The sequence below is a fragment of the Schaalia canis genome, assembly GCF_003858455.1.
GTDB classification, from domain to species: domain Bacteria; phylum Actinomycetota; class Actinomycetes; order Actinomycetales; family Actinomycetaceae; genus Pauljensenia; species Pauljensenia canis.
Window position 1 is genome coordinate 33,832 of sequence record NZ_RQZF01000007.1, and the last position, 21,525, is coordinate 55,356.

The 21,525-nt window shown below is 60.8% G+C and carries 17 protein-coding genes; 11 read left to right on the top strand and 6 right to left on the bottom strand.

All coding sequences use genetic code 11. The features are described 5' to 3' along the window. Positions 1-15 precede the first annotated feature (15 nt). Complete coding sequence (locus tag EII11_RS07295; protein WP_165867100.1) at positions 16-1,074, bottom strand: pseudouridine synthase; 1,059 nt, start codon at positions 1,072-1,074, stop codon at positions 16-18. Positions 1,075-1,180: 106 nt separating this feature from the next. Here EII11_RS07295 and EII11_RS07300 point away from each other — a divergent pair, with 106 nt between their 5' ends. From EII11_RS07300 to EII11_RS07310, 3 genes are all read left to right on the top strand, one after another. After that, complete coding sequence (locus EII11_RS07300) at positions 1,181-2,434, top strand: DUF418 domain-containing protein (protein WP_124870853.1); 1,254 nt, start codon at positions 1,181-1,183, stop codon at positions 2,432-2,434. A gap of 129 nt (positions 2,435-2,563) precedes the next feature. After that, the gene (locus EII11_RS07305; protein ID WP_124870856.1) at positions 2,564-3,802 is read left to right on the top strand and encodes a DUF418 domain-containing protein; all 1,239 of its coding nucleotides are present in this window, start codon (positions 2,564-2,566) and stop codon (positions 3,800-3,802) included. A gap of 30 nt (positions 3,803-3,832) precedes the next feature. Further along, entirely contained in the window at positions 3,833-5,428 is a 1,596-nt protein-coding gene (locus tag EII11_RS07310; protein WP_124870859.1) for a DUF418 domain-containing protein, read from the top strand. Here EII11_RS07310 and EII11_RS07315 read toward each other — a convergent pair. Then, positions 5,425-6,687, bottom strand: a complete 1,263-nt coding sequence (locus EII11_RS07315) for a DUF418 domain-containing protein (RefSeq protein WP_124870862.1) — start codon at positions 6,685-6,687, stop codon at positions 5,425-5,427. The genes EII11_RS07310 and EII11_RS07315 overlap by 4 nt on opposite strands. Before the next feature lie 550 nt (positions 6,688-7,237). On the opposite strand from EII11_RS07315, the gene EII11_RS07320 reads away from it, so the two are divergent. From EII11_RS07320 to EII11_RS07330, 3 genes are all read left to right on the top strand, one after another. Continuing rightward, positions 7,238-9,850 (top strand): ATP-dependent Clp protease ATP-binding subunit, encoded by a 2,613-nt coding sequence (locus EII11_RS07320; RefSeq protein WP_124870865.1) that lies wholly within the window; start codon positions 7,238-7,240, stop codon positions 9,848-9,850. A 342-nt stretch (positions 9,851-10,192) separates the two neighbouring features. After that, positions 10,193-10,897 carry a TetR/AcrR family transcriptional regulator gene (locus EII11_RS07325; RefSeq protein ID WP_165867101.1) on the top strand — a complete coding sequence of 235 codons (705 nt, stop codon included), beginning with the start codon at positions 10,193-10,195 and terminating at the stop codon, positions 10,895-10,897. Beyond that, positions 10,875-11,681: a serine hydrolase domain-containing protein gene (locus EII11_RS07330; RefSeq protein ID WP_124870871.1), complete on the top strand. Its 807-nt coding sequence runs from the start codon at positions 10,875-10,877 to the stop codon at positions 11,679-11,681. Before EII11_RS07325 ends, EII11_RS07330 begins: the two co-directional genes overlap by 23 nt. A gap of 95 nt (positions 11,682-11,776) precedes the next feature. On the opposite strand, the gene EII11_RS07335 is transcribed toward EII11_RS07330, so the two are convergent. After that, on the bottom strand, positions 11,777-12,571 hold the full coding sequence (locus EII11_RS07335) for an exodeoxyribonuclease III (RefSeq protein WP_124870873.1): 795 nt from the start codon (positions 12,569-12,571) through the stop codon (positions 11,777-11,779). A gap of 284 nt (positions 12,572-12,855) precedes the next feature. On the opposite strand from EII11_RS07335, the gene EII11_RS07340 reads away from it, so the two are divergent. Then, a complete protein-coding gene (locus tag EII11_RS07340) occupies positions 12,856-13,629 on the top strand; it encodes an SDR family NAD(P)-dependent oxidoreductase (protein WP_124870876.1) in 774 nt (257 codons plus the stop codon). 227 nt (positions 13,630-13,856) lie between these two features. Here EII11_RS07340 and pyrE read toward each other — a convergent pair whose 3' ends face one another. Further along, complete coding sequence (gene pyrE, locus EII11_RS07345) at positions 13,857-14,423, bottom strand: orotate phosphoribosyltransferase (protein WP_124870878.1); 567 nt, start codon at positions 14,421-14,423, stop codon at positions 13,857-13,859. Positions 14,424-14,556: 133 nt separating this feature from the next. Further along, positions 14,557-15,378, bottom strand: coding sequence for an HAD-IIA family hydrolase (locus tag EII11_RS07350; protein ID WP_124870881.1), 822 nt, complete (start codon positions 15,376-15,378; stop codon positions 14,557-14,559). A 304-nt stretch (positions 15,379-15,682) separates the two neighbouring features. Between EII11_RS07350 and EII11_RS07355 the strand changes: the two genes are divergently transcribed. From EII11_RS07355 to cas6, 4 genes are all read left to right on the top strand, one after another. Next, a complete protein-coding gene (locus EII11_RS07355; RefSeq protein ID WP_240623101.1) occupies positions 15,683-16,318 on the top strand; it encodes a TrmH family RNA methyltransferase in 636 nt (211 codons plus the stop codon). Positions 16,319-16,552: 234 nt separating this feature from the next. Further along, complete coding sequence (gene fbaA / locus EII11_RS07360) at positions 16,553-17,578, top strand: class II fructose-bisphosphate aldolase (RefSeq protein ID WP_124870886.1); 1,026 nt, start codon at positions 16,553-16,555, stop codon at positions 17,576-17,578. 105 nt (positions 17,579-17,683) lie between these two features. Continuing rightward, complete coding sequence (locus EII11_RS07365; protein ID WP_124870889.1) at positions 17,684-19,006, top strand: hypothetical protein; 1,323 nt, start codon at positions 17,684-17,686, stop codon at positions 19,004-19,006. Positions 19,007-19,103: 97 nt separating this feature from the next. Next, positions 19,104-19,913, top strand: coding sequence for a CRISPR system precrRNA processing endoribonuclease RAMP protein Cas6 (gene cas6, locus EII11_RS07370; RefSeq protein ID WP_124870892.1), 810 nt, complete (start codon positions 19,104-19,106; stop codon positions 19,911-19,913). A 50-nt stretch (positions 19,914-19,963) separates the two neighbouring features. Here cas6 and EII11_RS07375 read toward each other — a convergent pair whose 3' ends face one another. After that, positions 19,964-21,505 (bottom strand): hypothetical protein, encoded by a 1,542-nt coding sequence (locus tag EII11_RS07375; protein ID WP_124870895.1) that lies wholly within the window; start codon positions 21,503-21,505, stop codon positions 19,964-19,966. Positions 21,506-21,525: the final 20 nt, after the last annotated feature.

Consider the following 21,525-nt stretch of genomic DNA (forward strand, 5'->3'; position numbering starts at 1 on the left):
AGCATCCGGTGTCAGCTACGGCAGGGAAATACTCACGGCCTTACCGGTCTGGGGATCTATAAACTCCAGGCGCACAGCCTCTAGGTGCAGGGGTGAAGCACCCTCGGGCACCTGGTCTTCACCGTAGGGCGCAGCATTAAACCCCCCATATAAAGGGTCCCCCACCAGGGGAGCGCCCAGGGCAGCAAAGTGCAGACGAATCTGATGGGTCTTACCGTGAAAGGGACTAACCTCGTACACCCTGAACTCGCGCCCGCGCACCATCACCCTGTGCGAGGTTGCCCGCAGGTAGGTAACGGCATTGACCTCGCCAGGCACAATGCGCGACACCATGACGCGCTCCACCTTCTCTATCCGGCTGGCCACCTTGATCCACCCCGGCTTTTCCGGCGGATCGACGGTGACGACAACGCCCTCGTCGCTGCCACCTGCAATCGGCGTATCCGGCAGGGCCTCGGCCACAGCGTGATAGAGCTTCGTCACTTTCCGTTGCGCGAAAAGCTCCTGATAGGGGCGGCGCAGTTCTGGCCGCTCAGTAAATAACAGCAGCCCCGAGGTCGCCCGATCCAGTCGGTGAGCGGGACTGAGGTTCGCATTGCCCTCTTGGCGACGCAGCGCCACCGTTACTGTTCGCGCCACATAGGATCCGCGAGGCTGAGTAGCCAACCCCTTGGGCTTATTGACCACCAGCCAACCATCGCCCCTGTAGACCACGGGAATGTGCGGCAAGTCGGTGGTCTCGTCTGCAGCCGACCAGTACATATACACCGGCCACTCCAGAATCCGCGCCGGAGTGGAAGCATCCAGCACATGCCCCCAGGCATCGCAGACGTCGCCGCGCGCGAAAGCCTGGGCAATCTCTTGCGGCGACAGTCGAGGAATATGCGCCTGCATCCACTGGGCTAAGGTGCCCTCAAGCGCCCGCGCCTCCTTCACGTTGACACGCTTCCCCACCCGCACAGGGTGCAAACCGCCCCGGTCAGGCAGGCGAGGAGGGCGGCGACGAGGCCACCCCTGCGCGCCTTCAGGCGGAGTGAAACCTGCAGGTGGTGTAAAGGGAAGGGAAGATGACACGCCCCTTACATTAGGCTGAAAGGCTCCTTGACGCATCATCCCCACCTTGCTAAAAGATCATCTACTTCGCAGCAAACTGTGAGTTCACTTCGCTAGGGTCACAGACGTGTCAACGCTTCTGTCATTCACTGAAGGGAATGCGCCCCGCTATCCCGCGCCCGACGTCGCGCGCGGCTTCATGCTGCTCCTCATTGCCTTGGCAAACGTTGGCACATGGGCGGCATTCACCGGCACATGGCAGACGTCCTCCGCCCTGGATTCTTTCCTCACCATCCTGCGCCTTGGTTTTGTGGACCAGCGCTCCTACCCGCTCTTTGCCATGCTTTTTGGTTTTGGCCTGGCAATCATGGTTCAACGCCAACGCGCGCACTCACTCAAATATGCCCGCAGGCGTGCCGATGCGATGAGCCGCCGGTCGCGACCAGAATATCTCCTGGCTGTTGCCTCGGAAAAGGCTCGCAATCTCCTGCATCGCCGTGCTTGGTGGATGCTGCTGGTGGGTCTGCTCCACGGGCTCATCTTCCCCGGCGACGTCATCGGCAGCTACGCCCTTGTGGCACTTCTCTTTGCGGGCCTGATTGTTGCTGAAAAATACCGAACGATGATCGCCTTGGGGGTTATTCCTCTCCTACTGGGCGTCGTGGGGGTCGGCATCGACGAACTGATCCCCACGGGCGAAACCGAACAATTGCTGCTTGTGGAATACACGCCGCTGACGCCTCTGTTGCACCTGGGAACGTGGGTGACGATCACCCTCACCTCACTGGCCTTCTCAAATATTCTTCTGGCTGCGGCGCTCGGCGCCTACCTTGCCACCGCGGACATCATCAGCCACCCAGAACGCCATCGCCACCTCCTCATGGCCAGTGCCATCGTGGGTTTGAGCGTTGGTGTTGTCACCGGACTGCCCGCAGGCCTTGTCGAAGGGGGCTACCTTTCAGGCGAAGGCATGTGGTGGATATACGGCCTGGCCTCTCTGGGGGGTGTCCCGGCGGCTTGGGGCTGGCTGTCCCTCCTGACGCTCTTTGCTGGCCCTGCCCGTCAGGGGACAGATGTACGAGGTGCCCGCTGGGTTCTTTGCGCTGTTGGGCGTCGTTCAATGACGGCCTACCTTGCACAGAGCCTTTTCTTCCTCCTAGTTTTTTCTGTTGCCTCTGCTGTAGAACTGCCGGTGTCAGAGTCAGCGAACGTGCTTATTGCCTGCCTTGGGTGGGCGCTGATTGCGACTGGATGTGTGGCACTGGAAAAGGCAGGAAAACGTGGCCCCTTCGAGGTGTTGTTACGTCGGGCGGTTGCCCAGACGCGCACAGTGGAACCGCGGCCTGTCATTGCCGATGTCGCCTTTCTGACTGCAACATAACCCGGCTGCCACATGACCTGCCGACTATGCGACCTGCCTGCCATTGAACTTAGGGGCATATTTTCCCCGGTCAGTGCGTGCACAACGCATAAAAGTGGCGGTCTTCTTAGCGCCTGCTAGGGTCGCTATATGGCCAAGGCAGTGTCTTTTACTGACGGAGGCGGAGTTCGCTATCCGGCGCCTGACGTTGCCCGTGGATTTATGCTCATTCTGATTGCGCTGGCCAACGTTGGCATATGGTCCAAGGCGGTGCCCACGCAGATGCTCAGCACGACGCTTGATGCGATTTTTACCGTGTTGCGTGTGGGGCTCATTAACCAACGCGCCTACCCGCTGTTTGCGATGCTTTTTGGCTTCGGTCTAATGACAATGGTGATGCGCCGAAAAGCAAACGACGTCAATAAGGCGCGCGCCTCCCGAGAATCCGGTGATTCGCCCTCCCCGTCGGCAGGTGACACTGCAGTTCAAGAAGAATCCGCCCTGCACGTTGCGACGGTCAACGCACGTAAACTGCTGCGCCGCCGAGGCTGGTGGATGCTGCTCTTCGGATTGGTGCACGGTCTGCTGTTCCCCGGCGACATTATTGGCACCTACGCGCTCGTTGCCTTGGTGTTTGCGGGAATGATTGCTCGCGAGCGCTACCGCGCCATGATCGTTATTGGTATTGTCCCGTTCCTCGCGGGACTCGCCAGTGTTGCTTTCACCCCCCAGCCAGGGGGTGCGGAGGGTTTCCATCTCATCGTCTTAAGCTACTGGCCGTGGGACCTGCTGAGAAACCTCGGTTTATGGTTCGTTGCCACCATCAGTGGGAATCTCTTTACCCCGATCGTCCTGTCTGCTGGCATCGGAGCCTACCTGGCGACAACCGACATCATCACCCACCCTGAACGACATCGTTCCTTCCTGCTATGCGGCGCTTTCTTTGGTTTGACCGGCGCGTTTTTGCTGGGCCTACCGGGAGGGCTCTTTATGGCTGAGCTAGTTGATTGGGAACCCTCGTGGTGGATTCATGTGACAGCCTTAGTGGGCGGTCCTCTTGGTGCTTGGGGGTGGCTGAGCCTGTTGGCGTTCTTTGCTGGTCCTGCCCCCGCCACCGGTGAACTACGAGGCATCCGCTGGGTGCTGTCGGCCGTTGGACGGCGTTCGATGACGGCGTACCTGCTACAGACCGTGATCTTCTTGGCAATATTTGTGGGCGTTGGGAAGCTCGGTGTGCCGATTTCAGAGAGCGTGAATGTGCTTTTTGCCTGGGCGGCGTGGTTGCTGACTGCAGCCCTGTGTGTCGCATTGGAATATGCCGGTAAGCGTGGGCCTTGTGAAGTGCTGCTTCGCACGGCTGTTGCCTCAACGGCGCGAGGGCGCACGTGAGTGCTGCGTGAGGACTGATAGGCTCAGTGCATGTCGAAAGCTGTTTCATTTACCGAAGGAAATGCCGTCCGGTACCCCGTGCCTGATGTGGCACGCGGATTCATGCTGATCCTTATTGCCCTGGCAAACATTGGCGTGTGGGCGGCAGTCATCCCCTCGCAGGTGCAAAGCTCAGCCCTTGATGCGATCTTCACCGTGTTGCGCGTGGGGCTGATTGACCAGCGCGCCTACCCGCTGTTTTCCATGCTCTTCGGCTTCGGGCTTATGGTGATGGTGCAGCGTCGACGCGCCCAGTACATGGGCAAGGCGCGCGCGTCAATGGGGGCGCTGGACCCGGCCACAACTCATCCGGCTTTCATGGCAGCCCAGGAGCAGTCGTTTATGGCCGCAGCGATGGTGGATGCGCGTCGTCTTCTGCGCCGCCGCGGCTGGTGGATGCTGCTCTTCGGCGCTGTTCATGCCTTGATTTTCCCAGGTGACATTATTGGCTCCTACGCGATTGTCGCCCTCATTTTTGCTGGGCTTGTTGTAGCAGAAAAGCCTCGAACCATGATCATTATTGGCGCGTTCCCTATGGTCATTGGGGCTTTTGCAATGGCTGGCAAGGCCTTTATCCCTGAGGGCACGGAACAAGGGACTCTACTATCTGTGGAGTACACGCCCCTTACGCCACTGATCCACGTTGGCACGTGGGGCGTGACGACGGGCTTCTCGCTGCTCTTGTCGAATATCATTGTGGCTGCCGGTATTGGCGTGCACTTGGCAAAAACTGACTATTTAACTCACCCTGAACAGCACCGCCGTTTCTTGGGTGTGAGCGCGGTTCTGGGTTTGAGCGTTGCCTTCGTTGTGGGTCTGCCCGCAGGAATGGCTAAGGCGGATCTTCTTGCTGGTGGACTCCAGTGGTGGATGTACACCCTGGCTGCTTTTGGTGGGCTTCCTGGCGCGTGGGGATGGTTGTCTCTTATTGCCCTATTGACCGGCCCTGCCCCGACGACTGGCGGACTACGAGGGATCCGCTGGGTTCTTTCCGCTGTGGGCCGCCGTTCAATGACGGCTTACCTGCTGCAAAGTGTGAGCTTCCTGGCGATCTTCGCAACGGTGAATGCGCTGGGCTGGCCGGTGTCGGAGACGTCGAATGTTTTGTTGGCGTGGGCGACGTGGCTACTGATCGCTGCACTGTGTGTGGCTTTGGAGTATGCGGGGAAGCGCGGGCCTTTCGAAGTGCTTTTGCGTAGCGCTGTCGCATCGACAGGAAAGCCTGTTCCGGTACCCCCAGTGCTTCTTCCGCCAACGGCCCCTGGAATGCAGCGAGTGCCGGTGATTCCCCGGCCCTACCCTCAGCCTGGTCAGGCGGGATCAGCGGGCGCCTACCCTATGACTCCTCCGATGGGGGAGCAGATGCCCTACCAGAGCGCGGCGTCCCCTCAAGCCGCGCCAGCCCACCCTGCTCAGGCCCAAGGCGCGCCAGCCCAGCCTGCGCCAGCTCAATCTGCCCCAGCTCAAACTACCTCGGCCCGCCCTGCTCAGGCCCAACCTGCGCCACAGGCGGCTTTGCCAACTGAGGAAGGATCGGCCTCGGCCTCGCCACAGGAAGGGGAGCCCGGGACCTGGGCGCAGCCTTAAACGCGTGGACGCGCGCTTGCAGCGACTGCTTGACGAAGCAGAGTCTCGAGCGGGCCGCGCCTGCCTGCCACTTCCATGGATACACACGCCAGGGCAATGACTGCCCACACCAGCCATGCGATCAGGACGTTAAGGCTTTCTGACATGGCTAAACCGGTGTGCTCAAGCACCAGGAAAAGGAGTGCAAACACTACACTCTGGGCGATGTATGCGGTCATTGAACGTCGCCCGACAGCGGACAATACCCAGCGGATACCTCGTAATTGACCATTGCCCGGAGCGGGGCCAGTCAGCACAGTGATAAGGCTGAGCCATCCCCAGCCGCCAGCCAAACCGCCCAAGGCTGACAGGCAGTACATCCACCACGTCGGCGCTCCATAGCCGACCTCAGTGAGCGCGCCCACTTGGGCAAGTCCTTGAGGAAGTCCACTGAACATCGCGACGCTCAAGCCGCTCACAGCACTGATGAGGAGTAGACGACGATGCTTTTCAGGGGAAGTGAGGACATCGGTGGAGGCCAAGTAAACCCCGATACTGGTAGCCATAACAACAGCGGTGAAAACCAGGCCAGCAACGGTGGTCACAAGCCAACCACTGATATTCGATAGGAGCGCCGCACCGCTTCCTTCTAACGTGCGAAAGGGTGGGCTTGCATCCTGAGAGATGAAAACCCGCAGCGCTGCAGCGGCGATAGAGACGATGAAGAAGGGGGTGGCAATGGCAAGCATCTGTCGATGCTTACCGCGCGATATGAGGCCCGCACATACAAGGGCAAGGATCCCGTAGGTTCCAATCACCTCGGTGGGGAAGATCAGGCCGTGGACAAAACCGAAGGGCAGCATCCACCAGCCGCGTCGGCGCAGCAAGCGGCGGGCATCAGCCTGAGCGTCTTCAAGGGCTGTCCCAGTTTCCCGGTAGGCACTGCCCCCGTGAGCAGTGTTCTCGTGAGCAGTGTCCTCGTGATCTGTGGGCGAGGTGTTCGTGCTGTGCAGTTGATGAGTGATTCGACGACGAGCCATGACGGCCAACCCAAAGCCAAACAGCATGGCGAACAGTGGGTAGGCGCGTACATCTACCAGGCCTACTCTGAGTACGGTGAACACGGCATCAAGGGTGGTGGGGGTGGCCTGGACGGGCACAAGCTGGGACCACAGGCCGACATGCGCCAGGGAAATAAGGATGAGCATGACTCCGCGCGCAACATCGGGAGCGGGGTAGCGGACTGTGTTTCCGCCGGTGAATGACCGATTGGAGCCCATGGCATGAGACTAGCAGGAGCGAACAGGCGCTGAATAGGCAGGTGAATTACTGAAGGTGTGGTGGCGCTTATGCCAATTCCTTGTGCTCACGCTAGATGGGACAAGAAGTGATTGTCGCCTGCTTTCCTGTTGCCGAGTGGTAGCTATCCGGGCAGGAGACATTTTTCTGTGCTGGGCGGCACAGAATTTCCGGTAGCAAAACAAAGTTGAGTGGAGTAGGCTCAACTTTGTTAGTGGGGTGCCAGAAGAACACGCACGCCCACACCAGCACAACCGTCATACCGGCCTGCATGCAGTGCCGACACCCCCGCGCTGACCAGCCCTCCCTCAAGCAGAGGGGCGGAACGAGTACAAGCGGGACGAGAAGAAGTCACCACTATCAATCAGCAGACTTTTCATCCGTCGGTTGATAGCCCCTCGCGCCCTATGTGCCAACCGCAGCCGCCCTCGACGCAGCGATAGTGAAGCGACGTCCTCGGCACGGCATGCTCGGCAAGCCAGACTCAACGGGCGGCACCATGCAGGCCCCAACAACCTCAAAGGAGGCACCGTGACCCAAGAGTTCACCACGAAATCTCAAGAAGCCATCTCGACTGCCCTCCAGAACGCAGCCGCAGCAGGCAACCCCCAGGTGGACACCCTCCACCTGCTCCAGGCGCTGCTCGAACAAGAGGGCGGCATCGCCCTGTCCCTCCTGGCCGCCGTCGGAGCCGACCGCGCCACCATCGGTGCGCGCACCCGCAACGGCGTGGCCGCTCTGCCTCGTATGACAGGCGGCGTAGGCGGAGCCCAACCGCAAACCTCCCGCGCACTGCTGGGGGTCGTCACAAACGCCCAAAGCCTGGCCGAAGAAGGCGGGGACCAATACGTCTCCACCGAGCACCTGCTCATCGCCCTGGCCAACACCCCTTCTGATGCTCAGCGTATCCTCACCGACGCTGGTGCCACAGCCGACGCGTTGCGTCAGGCCCTCGCCCAGCTTCGCCCCGACCCCATCACCACCGCCAACCCGGAGGGCACCTTCGAAGCACTCACCCAATACGGCCGCGACCTCACCGAAGTTGCCCGCCAAGGCAAACTCGACCCCGTGATCGGCCGCGACACCGAAATCCGCCGCGTCATTCAGGTGCTCTCACGCCGCACCAAGAACAACCCCGTACTGATCGGTGAGCCCGGCGTCGGCAAAACCGCCGTCGTTGAAGGCCTGGCCCAGCGCATCGTTGCCGGCGACGTCCCCGACTCCCTACGCGATAAGACCCTCATCGCCCTGGACCTGACGGCCATGGTGGCAGGGGCGAAGTATCGCGGGGAATTTGAGGAACGCCTCAAGGCTGTGTTGGCCGAGATTGAACGCTCCGACGGGCAGATCATCACCTTCATTGACGAGCTGCACACCGTCGTTGGGGCGGGCGCAGGTTCGGAAGGGTCCATGGATGCGGGCAATATGCTCAAGCCCATGCTGGCCCGCGGCGAACTGCGCATGGTCGGCGCAACCACCCTGGATGAGTACCGTGAAAACATCGAGAAAGACCCCGCGCTGGAGCGCCGCTTCCAGCAGGTTTTCGTTGGGGAACCCTCGGTGGAAGACACGGTGGCGATCCTGCGCGGTATTGCCCCCAAGTACGAGGCCCACCACAAGGTGACGATCTCAGATGGCGCGCTTGTTGCCGCCGCGCAGCTCTCGGACCGCTACATTACGGGCCGTCAACTGCCCGATAAGGCCATTGACCTGATTGACGAGGCTGCCTCGCGCCTGCGTATGGAGCTTGACTCCAGCCCTGTGGAACTGGACGCCCTGCAGCGTCAGGTTGACCGCCTGCGCATGGAGGAGTCCTACCTTGCCGAGTCTGACCCCGAGAGGCTGGATGAAGATACGCAGGATCGTCTGGCGAAGCTGCGCGCTGACCTGGCCGATAAGAACGAGGAACTCACCGCCCTCACCTCGCGCTGGGAGGCCGAAAAGGCTGGCCACAACCGCGTGGGTGATCTTCGCGTGCAACTCGACGAACTGCGCACCCAGTTGGAGCTCGCCATCCGTGAGAACCGGTGGGAGGATGCGGGCCGCCTGCAAAACGGGGCCATCCCCGAGGTGGAAGCCCAGATCGCGCAGGCCGAGGCTGCCGCCGCAGCCGCCGAAGAGAACGCTGCCGATCCGCTGATTGCCGAGAAGGTGGGCCCGACGGAGATTGCCGAGGTCGTGGAGGCGTGGACGGGTATTCCCACCGGGCGTCTGCTCCAGGGGGAGAGCGAAAAGCTGCTCCACATGGAGGAGGTCATCGGCGGGCGCCTCGTCGGCCAAAAGAAGGCTGTGCGCGCGGTGTCGGACGCGGTGCGCCGTGCGCGCGCAGGCATTTCCGATCCTGACCGGCCCACTGGCTCCTTCCTCTTCCTTGGTCCAACGGGCGTGGGTAAGACGGAGCTGGCCAAGGCGTTGGCGGAGTTTCTCTTTGATGACGAGCGTGCGATTGTGCGCATCGATATGAGCGAGTACTCCGAGAAGCATTCTGTGGCTCGCCTGGTGGGTGCTTCCCCGGGATATGTGGGCTACGAGCAGGGCGGTCAGTTGACCGAAGCCGTGCGCCGTCGCCCCTACTGCGTGGTTCTGCTTGACGAGGTTGAGAAGGCCGATCCTGAGGTCTTTGACATCTTGCTGCAGGTGCTTGATGACGGGCGTCTGACGGATGGGCAGGGCCGCACGGTCGACTTCCGCAATACGATTCTGATTCTCACCTCGAACCTGGGGTCGCAGTTCCTTGTTGACCCGCTGCTCAGTGAGGGGGAGAGGGAAGAATCCGTCATGGCAACGGTTCGCCGCGCCTTCAAGCCCGAGTTCCTCAACCGTCTGGATGAGACGTTGATCTTCGAGGCCCTCTCGCGTGAGGATCTGGCTCATATCGTTGACCTGCAGGTGGCGGCGATGGCTGCCCGCCTGGTGGGCCGTCGCATTGAGTTGAGCGTGACTGACGAGGCCCGCCAGTGGCTGGCTGAGGTTGGTTACGATCCGGCTTATGGTGCTCGCCCGCTGCGTCGCCTGGTGCAGCGCGAGATCGGGGATCGCTTGGCTGGCCTGATTCTTTCTGGTGAGGTCAAGGACGGGCAGAGTGTCCGGGTGGATCGATCGGGCGATGGTTTGCATGTCAGTGCTTTTGATGAAGCGCTGTAGTTAGCCTGAAGCCTGAAGGATGGGATAGCACAAATGTGTGCTATCCCATCCTTTTTCTCGCATTGAAAAATTGAGCATTTGGTCAAAAACTGGGTAAATCCTTGTCATTATCAGGGAATACTCTCTGTCCGAAAGAAAGTCGATTAGTTTTCGCTCTCATTCACTAGTTCTTAAGGCTTGCCTGAACGCTGTTTGAGGGGAGAGAATGGGGCAAGTAGATTGTTTAGCTAAAACACCCACACAGTGTGAAAGTCTGTCCTATAATGCAGCATCCCCTGCCGGGATGCTGTGAAGAATGGAGTAAACATGCCGGAGGGACGCAAACCCAAAGGATCGTATTCCGTGGGCATTGCGACACGCGAAGCCATCCTTAAGTCAGCGACCGAACTGATTGCGCAAGTCGGATATCACGGCATTGCCCTGCGCGATCTAGCCCGCCACGTTGGCATCTCCCACCCGGCAGTTATCTATCACTTCCCCAATAAGGAAGCTCTCATCCGAGCAGTCATTGTCCGCTGGGAAGACGCCTACGGCGCAATTGACGTCGAGATTGATCCCAACACCGATGAATTAGTCATTCATGGGCTGAAGATCAAATCATATCGGGAACTCGCTATTTGCCTCATGCGGCTTGCAAAACGCGAAGACGCAGACGTGGTGCTCGGCCTGTCAGCAATTGTTGCCTGCGAAGCCACCGCCAACGATCACCCCGTACGCGAATACATCAACGCTCGACGTGAACTCATCCTTGACTTCCTCGCCTCCCAGGCAGAAAAGGACCGAGAAAAAGGAGCGCTTGAGTTCCTCATGCCAGCCGAACGCATGGCCGACATGATTCTCACCTTCTGGCAGGGGACAGGACTGCAATCACGGTATATGGTGAAGAGTGACAGTTCGCTGGACGTCATCGCGAGCTTCCTGGCCACCTGCATCGTGCAGTTAAAGATCACGCCGGATGCCCTCGTAGAGTTCAGCGGACAAATATCGGAAGATATCGCTGACGTCTACGTGAGGGTGATGCACTTTGTTCGCCACATCTCTGAGTGACTTTCCTGTCCCCTTCGAACACGCCTACGCCCTCTTCACCCCAGACGAAACCCTCCTACGAGACGGCGCCCAACGGCGAACCTACCCCCTGGCCTCCGTCAGCAAACTCTTCTCCGCATACGGTGCGCTGATCGCCATTGACGGCGGCTACCTCAGCCTCGACACCCCCGCAGGCCCCGACGGAGCCACCATCCGCCACCTCCTCGCCCACGCCTCCGGCCTGCCCTACGAGTCCCGCGAAGCACAAGTAGAAGTCGGCAAACGCCGCATCTACTCCAATGCGGGCTTTGAAATCCTGGCCGAGGCCGTGGCCGCCGCAACCGGCACCGCCTTCAACCAATGGGTAGCGCAGACAGTTTTTGAACCTCTGGGCCTGCATGACACGGTCTTCGAAGGGTCGCCCGCACACGGCATCACCTCCTCACTTGCCGACCTGGTGACCTTCGGCCAAGAGCTCCTTGCCCCCCGCCTGCTCACCCCCGCCATGTACATGGACGCCGTCACCCCCCACTTCGCTGAACTAGCAGGCGTTGTGCCCGGGTATGGACGCTACCGCCAATGCCTCTGGGGCCTGGGCATGGAAATCCACGGCGACAAAGACCCCCACTGGATGCCACGGGGAGCCTCACCCCAGGCCTTCGGACACTTCGGCGTCACCGGATCCTTCCTCTGGATCGACCCCATCGAAAAAATCGGCGCAGCATTCCTCGGCACAGAACCCTTCGGCCCCTGGCACAAGGACAACTGGGCCAACTTCAACGATGCCCTAACCTCCGGGCGCTGACAGTGCAGCCCTAGCCCGTAGAGTGGCAGCCTACCTGGTGGCGTCTGCTGCCCGTTGGTTGCTGAATGCGCAGTGTTGGTTATTGATCGTTGGCGTTAGTCAACGTCCACGATCACCGGCACATGATCGGACGCGCCCTTGCCCTTACGCTCATTTCGGTCAATCTCCGCCGATCGCACAGCCTCGGCCAAAGCAGGGGAAGCGTAAATGAAGTCAATACGCATCCCCTCATTCTTCGGGAAACGCAGCTTCTGATAATCCCAGTAGGTGTAGTTATCCACGCGCTCGCGGGTCACTTCCGCCCAGCCATCTTCGGCGAAGGCAAAGAAGGCCGCGCGCTCGGCCTCGGACACATGCGTGGCGCCCTCGAAAGCCGCCATATCCCACACATCATGGTCAAAGGGCGCAATATTCCAATCACCCACCAGAGCAATACGAGCGTTGGGATCAGCCTCCAGCCACATCTTTGCCTCGGCGCGCAAGGCGGCCAACCACTCCAACTTGTAGGGGTAATGCGGATTATCCAACTCGCGCCCATTGGGCACATACAGGCTCCACACGGTGGTGCGCTGCCCGGCCTCGTCCTCCACGGTCACACCCAAGGCGCGCGCTTCGACAACAGCGGGATCACCCCACGTGGGCTGAGCAGGGAACTCCTGGCGTACCTCCACAATCGGCAGACGGCTCGCCACCGCCACACCATTCCACTGATTCAAGCCATGAACGGCAACATGATACCCGGCTTCCTCAAAAGCCTGGGCGGGGAACTGTTCAGGTTTGCACTTAATCTCCTGCATAGCCAGCACATCCGTGCCCGAGCGCTCCAGGAAAGCAATAACCCGATCAACGCGGGTGCGAATGGAGTTAACGTTCCAGGTGGTAATCCTCATGGGCACTAGCCTACGGGAGGGCAGGCGGAGGTGGCGGTATGGAGGCACAAGGTGGGACTTCACACCAGCTTCGTACTGAACTTCGTACTCAGCTTCGCACTAGTACGAAGTAGGTGTGAAGTTCTGCTGTGCTTGCGTGTGACTTCAGGGCGGATTCGTAGGTCTTGGGTCTTGGAAAGCCGCTGGATGCACATGCGGAAACATAGCTGCCGGAACGCCGGGGTGAGGTAATAGCACTGCAGCCGTTTCAAGAACGTCGACTGAAAACACGTAGCATTGCACCCATGGGTACCGCATTAGTCACCGGAGCAACCTCCGGCATTGGTGAAGAGTTTTGTTGGCAACTGGCTGCCGCCGGGCACGACCTTGTGCTTGTCGCGCGCAACGAAGAACGCCTTGAGGCTCTAGCCAACGACCTGCGCATGATTGCCGGAGTAAGCGCCGAAGTTATTCCGGCTGATCTGTCAGAGCGTGAGGATTGCGAGCGCGTATGTGCCCGCCTAGACGTTGGCCTCGGAGAGGCACTCCCACCTGTAGGGCTACTTTTCAATAACGCCGGATACGCCCTGGGAGAATCCTTCCTCACCAACGACTTCGACGCCGAAGAAGCTGCCCTGGACGTCATGGTCCGAGCCGTCATGATGCTTTCCCATCACGCCGCACGCTCCATGAGCGCTCGCGGACGTGGAGCCATCCTCAATGTCTCATCGGTAGCAGCGGTGACCGGCATGGGTGTGTATGGCGCTCACAAGGCATGGGTTCGGGCCTTCACCGAAGCCTTATCCCAGGATTTGCGGGGAAGCGGTGTGACGGCCACCTGCGTGAGCCCCGGCCCCACCTTGACGAACTTCCATGAGCGCACGGGTATGAGCTACGAGGACATGCCCACCTGGGCGTGGACCTCGGCCGAGCAGGTTGTCACCGAAGCTCTTGATGCGGTGCGCCGTGGACAAAAGCATGTCACGCCAGGTGCCCAGTACAAGGTGGCGCAGCTTGCGGTGCGGTTGGCTCCGCGCGGCCTCGTGCACAAGGTGACGGGGCTGTTCCCGCATATGTGACGAGGGCTGGGCCAATCGGTCAGTGCGGGTTATCGCCTTAAGTACGGGTTAGCGCAGTGTGTACATGGTGTGCCGCGTACACACTGCGCTAAAGCGTACATAAAGCATTAAGGCGTACGGCCAACCTCAAGCCATCCGAGCCTCAAGCCAACTGAGACCCGAACCAGCTCGGCCACCAGCCAACTGAGCCCCAAGCCACCTAGGCCCCAAGCCACCTTGGCCCCAAATCAGGCCAGCCCCAAGTCCTCCAAGCCCAGAGCGTAGAAGTAGGGGAAGCCCTCTGCCTCGATCTTTTCCTTCGCTCCGGTTGCGCGGTCGACGATGACGGCCACAGCCAACACCTCAGCACCGGCTTCACGCAGGGCGCGCGCAGCTTCCAAGGGTGAGCCGCCCGTGGTGGAGGTGTCCTCCAGGACGATGACGCGACGGCCTGCAACATCGGGGCCTTCAATCTGGCGCTTCATGCCGTGATCCTTCGCGGCCTTGCGAACCACGAAAGCATCCACATCCAGGCCACGTGATGCGGCAGCGTGCAGCATGGCGGTAGCCACAGGATCGGCACCCATGGTTAGGCCACCAACGGCGTCGTAGTCGCCGGGGGCGAAGCCGGATTCTTCCAGCAGGTCAAGCATGACGTGCCCGATCAGAGGCGCAGCCTCATGGTGCAGTGTCGCGCGACGCATATCCACGTAGAAGTCGGATTCGAGGCCGGAAGCCAGGGTGACTTTTTCGTGGATGACTGCGAGTTCGCGGACCAGTTCGGACAGGCGTGCCTTGTGGGAATCATTCGTCATAGTGCTAAGCCTAGCGTTTTCAGAGGAGTATCCACCTCGCTGGTCATGGGGAGTGGGCATGACGGTGCTGCGACTCTATGGCTGGTTGTGGCTTCTGAGGCGGACACGGAGGGGAGGTGAACCCCGTAGGTCCTCAGTGTCCGCCCTCAATCAACTCAATGAGCTCGCCGATGCCGGTGTGAATACCGAAGGGGCGGAAGGGGAAGTTCTCCACCTGCTCAATTGTGGTTGAGCCTGAGAGCACCAGGTGCGTGCGCAGGCCAGCTTCAACACCGGCTTGAATGTCGGTGTCCATGCGGTCGCCAACCATGGCGGCATGCTCGGAGTGGGCGCCGATCTTATTGAGGCCAGCGCGGATCATGACGGGATTGGGCTTGCCGACGAAGTAGGGTGAGCGGCCTGTAGCTGCTTGGATCATGGCGGCGATTGCGCCGGTGGCAGGCAGGGTGCCTTCGTCGGAGGGGCCGGTTACGTCGGGGTTGGTCGCAATGAACTTGGCACCTTTTTCGATCAGGCGAATAGCGCGGGTGATGGCGTTGAAGTCATAGGAGCGGGTTTCGCCCAGCACCACATATTCAGGGTCCTGGTCGGTCATGATGTAGCCCGCCGCGTGTAGGGCGGTGGTGAGGCCAGCCTCACCAATGGCAAAGGCTGTGGATCGCGGGGACTGCTGGTGCAAGAAGGCGGCGGTGGCGTTTGCGGAGGTCCAGATGCGTTCTTCGGGGACGTGCAGGCCGGAGCGCTCCAGGCGTGCGGAAAGGTCGCGGTTGGTGAAGATGGAGTTGTTGGTCAGGACGAGGAAGGGAATGCCGCGCTGTTCAAGGGCGTCGAGGAATTGTTGTGCGCCGGGGAGGGCTCGGTTTTCCTTGACGAGGACGCCGTCCATGTCGGAGAGCCAGGCGGAAACGGGAGGGAGGTCGTCGAGAGGCGTGGGGGCAGCATCAATTGTCGTCATACCTCAAATGTAGCGCGCATCACTGTGAAAGTCGCCTTCCGGGGTGGTCTTGCCTGCGCCTGGGTGCCGATGTGCAGGGCGGGCGATTACCCTAGAGCAAATGAGCGCAGAACAAGAGGGAGCAAACGGCGTGGACCCCAAGGGAAATGTCGTAGACGGCGAGGCTGGCGGGCCTGTAGGTGCTGGCGAGGCCGGTGCCTCTGCTGAGAACACTGTTCCTGCTGCGTCTGGTACCTCTGCTGAGAGTGCCCCGCCGACCGACCTCGCCCCACCTGTAGAGCACACCTCGCCCGCCAACCTCGCCATCCCTGCCGACCTCGTCGAACCTGGCGAACAGGTGAGCGTTGGCGTTGGCCCCTGGCCGGGCGGGCGCGAGGCGTGGCCCAAGGGCGACCACTACGACCCCGAATTGCTTGAGCATGGGGATCGGCGCAATGTGGAGGACCAGTACCGCTACTGGACGGTGGAGGCTATTAGCGCCGATATTGCCGCCCGTACTCTTCCTTTTGAGGTGGCCATTGAGAACCTTGGCCATGATTTCAATATTGGCTCCATCGTGCGCACGGCTAATGCCTTGGGGGCGCGGCGCGTGCATATTGTGGGGCGGCGGCGGTGGAATCGTCGCGGGGCGATGGTCACTGACCGCTACATGCAGGTTGTCCACCACGAGGACGTTGCCGCATTTATTGCCGACTGCCGTGGGCGCGGTCTGGACGTGGTGGGGATTGATAATACGGAGGGCTCGCTGCCGATTGAGTCTGATGACCTGCGTGGTGAGGTGTGCGTGGTGTTCGGTGAGGAGTCGGCTGGGTTGAGCGAGCAGATGCGTGCGGAATGTTCGCGAGTGTTGCACATCACTCAGCGAGGTTCTACGCGTTCAATGAATGTGGGGCATGCGGCGGCGATTGCCATGTGGGCGTGGGTGAAAGCCAACGTGTAGATGGGCGGTGCTGGGTGGGCGAGCGTGAGGAATGGCGCCGGGAAGCTGCGCAGCGGAGGTGCGAGGCAGCGCGGGGTGCGATGTGGAGCGAGGGTGCGACAGGCCTGTGCACATGTGTTCTCAGTTCGGGGCGGATGTGCGTTGCTGGTGGGCCGGGACTTCATTCCTGTTGCTCCCACGATAAATGTGGGACAATTTGATCTGTCAGTTGCTTAAGTCGATGAGGAGGCTCCTGTGCCTATCGCAACCCCTGAGGTCTACAACGAAATGCTCAACCGCGCTCGTGACGGTAAGTTCGCTTACCCCGCGATCAACGTGACCTCTTCCCAGACCCTGACCGCTGCAATCCGCGGCTTCGCTGAGGCAGAATCCGACGGTATCCTCCAGGTTTCCGTGGGTGGCGCTGAGTACTGGTCCGGCTCCACCGTTCGCGACCGTATCGCAGGCTCGCGCGCAATGGCCGCCTACGCCCGCGAGATCGCCGACGGCTACGGCATCACCGTTGCCCTGCACACCGACCACTGCTCGAAGGAAAACCTCCCCGGCTGGACCGAAGCCCTCATGGAGCTCGAAGCTGAAGAGGTCAAGGCAGGCCGCCTGCCCTGGTTCCAGTCCCACATGTGGGATGGCTCCGCTATCTCCCTTGACGAGAACCTCGAAATCGCTAAGCGCCTGCTGGAGCTCGCTGTCCGCTCCAAGACCATCCTTGAGATCGAGGTTGGCGCTGTTGGCGGCGAAGAAGACGGCGTCGTTGGCGAAATCAACGAAAAGCTCTACACCACCACCGCTGACGGCATCAAGACCGTTGAGGCTCTGGGCCTGGGCGAAAACGGCCGCTACATCACCGCCCTGACCTTCGGTAACGTCCACGGCGCTTACAAGCCCGGCTTCGTCAAGCTCCGCCCCGAAATCCTGGGCACCATCCAGGACGAGGTTGCCGCACACTTCGGTATCGACCACCGTCCCTTCGACCTGGTCATGCACGGCGGCTCCGGCTCCACCGACGAAGAAATCGCACTGGCAGTCGCCAACGGCGTCATCAAGATGAACGTCGACACCGACACCCAGTACGCCTACACCCGCCCCGTCGCTGACTGGATGCTCAAGAACTACGACGGCGTCCTCAAGATCGACGGCGAGGTCGGCAACAAGAAGACCTACGACCCCCGTGCATGGGGCAAGGTCGCTGAAGCAGGCATGGCTACCCGCGTTGTTGAGGCCTGCCAGCGCCTCGGCTCCGTCGGCACCAAGATGGCCTGACGGTCAGCTATCTCACTGCGCGCGAACCCGCCAAGGAAAACCTTGGCGGGTTCGCCGTCTTTATGGTGGGATTAGTACAGTGAAACATTGATGGAAGGAACCGCGATGTCGCAGGCTCAACTTCAGGACTGGACCCGCTGCCACGGCGTACTGCTCGGCCCCACCCTCGACCCCGAACTTGTCGCAGAAGTTCTGCGTGAACGCGGCGTCATGGCAGAACTCTCATGGTTCGACTACGCGCCCAACCCGCTGAGCCTCGTCGTCACAGAAAAAGACGGCCACGTCGGGATCCTCGCCAAAGACGGCAGCCACCTGAGCGAAGGCCCCACCCTGGACGAACTTGCCAGCGAATTGGCAAGCCTGCTGGATGCTGAAGTGCGTATCGGCACCGCCCTTGCCGACCACTTCCCCGCAGACGCTGAACCTGCTGAAGGCACGGACCTTTCCGGCGGCCCGCATGATTCTGACGCTGAGGCTGACAGTGCGCCCGACTGCTGCGATGAGGACCACCAGCTTGACGACGTATTCCCCAACCCCACGCGCATCGTGGAACTGGCCCGGACGGTGGCCTCGTCAGTGCCCCTTCTTGCCGCTGTGGAGGGCATTGACGTTGCCGATCTTGAACTTACCGGCGGGTGGAGGGCGCTTCTGGCGAACCTGCCCGAAGGTGCTGCAGGGTGGGGCTTTGGCGACCTGCCAACAGTCACCCTGGCAATCAACTCTCACGGCCTGAGCACACTGCTGGTCACTGACGACCACATCGAGCACATGTCCGCCTACGACTGGTCAGCAACCCGCGTTTTCGTGGGCGGCGGAACGCCCTACGGTACGGCGGAGCTGGATCCTGAACTGACCGACCTGGTGACCTCGCGTCAAGACCTGCTGCGTATCGCTGGCGCTGTTCCCGGCGCTGACGCGGACGCTTTCGTTGCCGCCGCACGCTCCTCGAAGAATGGCCAGGCATGGCGCGAGGCCGTTCGCGCCCTGGGCCTACCGGAATCTGTGGTGGGATTCCTGGCTGGCGAGGTTGCTCTGGACGAGGTTGAGGGCGCAACCTTCCACCGTTCGCGCGGCGTCCCGGCTGCTATTGGCCGCAGCGTTGACATGCTGCTGACCGACATGGAAGGCCCCACCCACCCCCTGTGGGACGCTTACGAGAGCTTCGCTGTGGACCGCCCGTGGGCGTTCCGCGCGGCTGTGGCTGCCGAGGCTGCCGTGGGCGCTGGCCTGCTGGGATTCTCCATCATTAAGCGCCCCCCGCGTTCAGGCTGGACAGTGCTGGCAGGCATTGTTGGTGGCCTGATGGTTGTTGACTCCATCGCCGAATTGTCCCTGGCCCGCTACTCGCGCCGCCGCGCCATCCAAGAGCGCGCGCGTTATGTTGGCGAGGTCGGCCCTGACGAGCTGGGCACTGACATCAAATACTGAGTGCCACGCATCACCCTCAAAGCTGCGGCCCCCCTGGCGCGCGTGGACGTGCGCCAGGGGGTTTCGCTGGTCACCGTGTAAGACCTGGAGGATTCTCGTGCCTGCAACGATCTTTGTCCGCTTTGATGCGCCCGCACCCGTCCCTGCGACGCCTCGGCGCCTACACGCCGCATTGGGGCGCATTTTTGATATTCCTGAGGGGATTGATCCTGAGCGGGCACGGACGATTGCCTCTCTGGCGCACCGGCCCACGCACGACAATGGTGGGCCGAAACCCTATTCCATCGGTGAGATGAGCCAGATTGGTGATGCCTTCGTGATGGAGATACGCCTTCTGGATGACAGGCTGATCTCAACTTTGGATGCGTGGCTGGCCTGGGGTGGCGTGCTGCCAATCGGAGATGGCGGTCCAGATACTGTGCATTTGGCTGCTTTGGACGCGCAGATTACCTCGATGGTGTCCTGGGAGGAACTTGCTGCCACGCCTGTGGCAATGTCGTGGGATGTGGAGTTTTTGACGCCGATCGTTTTTTCTTCGCGCGGCTCGCATATCTATGGGGTGACGCCGGCTGGCCTGGCAACGAGTTTGCAGCAGCGCTGGTGGAGTTACGATTCTGCGAGCGCACCGTCAAAGCCGAACCGCGATGAGATTGAGGCGCTTTTCGACTGGGAGAGTGAGCTTCAACCGGTGACACTGAGCCTGGCTAAGGGGCGCGGTGATAAACGAGGTCGCCTGGCCTCGCGCAGCATTGAAGCCTACGAGGGGCACATGTGGATTGATGCCCTGGAAGAAGGCGCCTACGCCCAGGAGTTCTCACAACTCATGGCGCTGAGCCGCTACACGAATGCCGGGTCCTACACGAGCTACGGACTGGGCGTGATGGTGGCGCGGGCTGTGGAGGAATAGGGGTCGCGACCAAATGCGCCAGAGCATAAGAGAGTCAGCCCTCTTCAGTCTCAGTGCGTCTCAGTGCCTGTCCGCGTCCATTTCGCCTTCAGCCACCGGGCCAGACGAAAAACAGCGATGGGAAGAATCAAGACCGAGGGAATAGCGACGCTCGCAAGAAGCAGACCCCCTGACGTGAGGGGCAGAAAATCGGGGAGCTTATCGCTGGCAAAAAGGTTCACCACGGCTGCCAGTGGAACACCAGCAATTGTCAGTACTCCGAGGACCCAGTTCAAGGTGTGTGCTGAGTGCTGTCGGCGTTCTTCGATCATTGCACGCTTTTGATCAAGACGATGTTCTTCCCGCTCAATGAGCGTCTGCGTGCTGTCGCGTAGCCAGCGCGCTTGCTCGGTGAGATGCGAAATATCTGCCTCAAGATAGCCCACCGCTTGGAGGCGCCCGAGCAAGATATCCAGGTGATCGCGGGCGCTCACATCCCGACCCCAGGTGGAGGCAAGGAATGCCGCCGCCGCCGCATCCAGGCGAATCGCCTGATCGACAATCGCAGCGAGTTCACCTCTATTTTCCAGGCCGACGCCCTCACGCGAAGTGGTGGATGACGCAAGCGTGTGAAGCGCAGTGTTCAGGGATTGCGCGAGTTCAGCGGCTTGGAGGGAGAAATACTTCAGCAGAAGGCGTGTTCGCAGAACCAGCACGCACACGTCATTGTGCGAGGTGAACATGTGAGTCATTGCTTGATGGGCATAGCCCTTGTCTTCCCGGGGAAGATAGGCAACGGCAAACTCAGCAACGGAGATAGCCCAGCTTTGCGAGAGGACTTCTAGTTGGGCGTCGGCCTCGTCAATCTTCTGTTCGTCGAAGGCAACCCCATCACGTCCAGGTAGTTGCGTCCACTGCCACCCCAGGGCGGCGAGGGCGGAGCGCTGCTGTGAAGGTGACGCGCATGCGTGCGCAACGATCTGCGGTGGAATCCAAAGGCTCAGGAATGGTGGAGGAGGGAAAGGTGGGCGTTCGTGTGGCTCCTCTGGATCCTTTTCATGGCCAGGAAAGTAGAGCGTGTTTGCTGCGAGGGTGCCTTCCGCGGCAAAGAGCGCCCGGACCCGCTTCACCAGCTCGAAAACGTGGTGACGGTGCCGAAGAGCGCGGGAGACATGGCTCTGGTCGGGGGTGAGCACATGTGCGTGGATTGACAGCAGCGCGCGAAAACCCCCACCGGGGGTGGTGCGAACGTGGAGGAGATCGAAAGCGTCCACCTGCAGAACGTGTGTTTCCTCCACAAGGAAGATCTGCGGGGCGGGAAGGAGAAGGTGCTGGCGGATGCTGTCGTCGACTACGAGTTTTCCATACTCTGGATTCAAAACCGCGCTGTGCTGGGCATTGTCGGAAACGAACGTCTTCCCCGTCTGTTGGTCGAATGAGCGCATGCGCAGGGGCCCGGACTGCCAGCGTTGAGCGTCATGGTTCACTGTGTCCGAGCTGGCTGCGAGAACGTGGTCCCAGGGCTGCGTGCAGCCAAGCTCAATAGTGATAATCGCGCGCATGCGCGTGAGATCGCGGATATCAAGTGCCGGATAATCGTCCGAGTTCGTCATGGTGGTGCAATCTGGAGGGG

Excerpts from the sequence above, each read along its gene's own strand:
- EII11_RS07305 (WP_124870856.1), top strand. The coding sequence starts at position 2,564 with ATGGCCAAGGCAGTGTCTTTTACTGACGGAGGCGGAGTTCGCTATCCG.
- EII11_RS07310 (WP_124870859.1), top strand. The coding sequence starts at position 3,833 with ATGTCGAAAGCTGTTTCATTTACCGAAGGAAATGCCGTCCGGTACCCC.
- EII11_RS07315 (WP_124870862.1), bottom strand. The coding sequence starts at position 6,687 with ATGGGCTCCAATCGGTCATTCACCGGCGGAAACACAGTCCGCTACCCC.
- EII11_RS07335 (WP_124870873.1), bottom strand. The coding sequence starts at position 12,571 with ATGAGGATTACCACCTGGAACGTTAACTCCATTCGCACCCGCGTTGAT.
- EII11_RS07340 (WP_124870876.1), top strand. The coding sequence starts at position 12,856 with ATGGGTACCGCATTAGTCACCGGAGCAACCTCCGGCATTGGTGAAGAG.
- pyrE (WP_124870878.1), bottom strand. The coding sequence starts at position 14,423 with ATGACGAATGATTCCCACAAGGCACGCCTGTCCGAACTGGTCCGCGAA.
- EII11_RS07350 (WP_124870881.1), bottom strand. The coding sequence starts at position 15,378 with ATGACGACAATTGATGCTGCCCCCACGCCTCTCGACGACCTCCCTCCC.
- EII11_RS07365 (WP_124870889.1), top strand. The coding sequence starts at position 17,684 with ATGTCGCAGGCTCAACTTCAGGACTGGACCCGCTGCCACGGCGTACTG.
- EII11_RS07375 (WP_124870895.1), bottom strand. The coding sequence starts at position 21,505 with ATGACGAACTCGGACGATTATCCGGCACTTGATATCCGCGATCTCACG.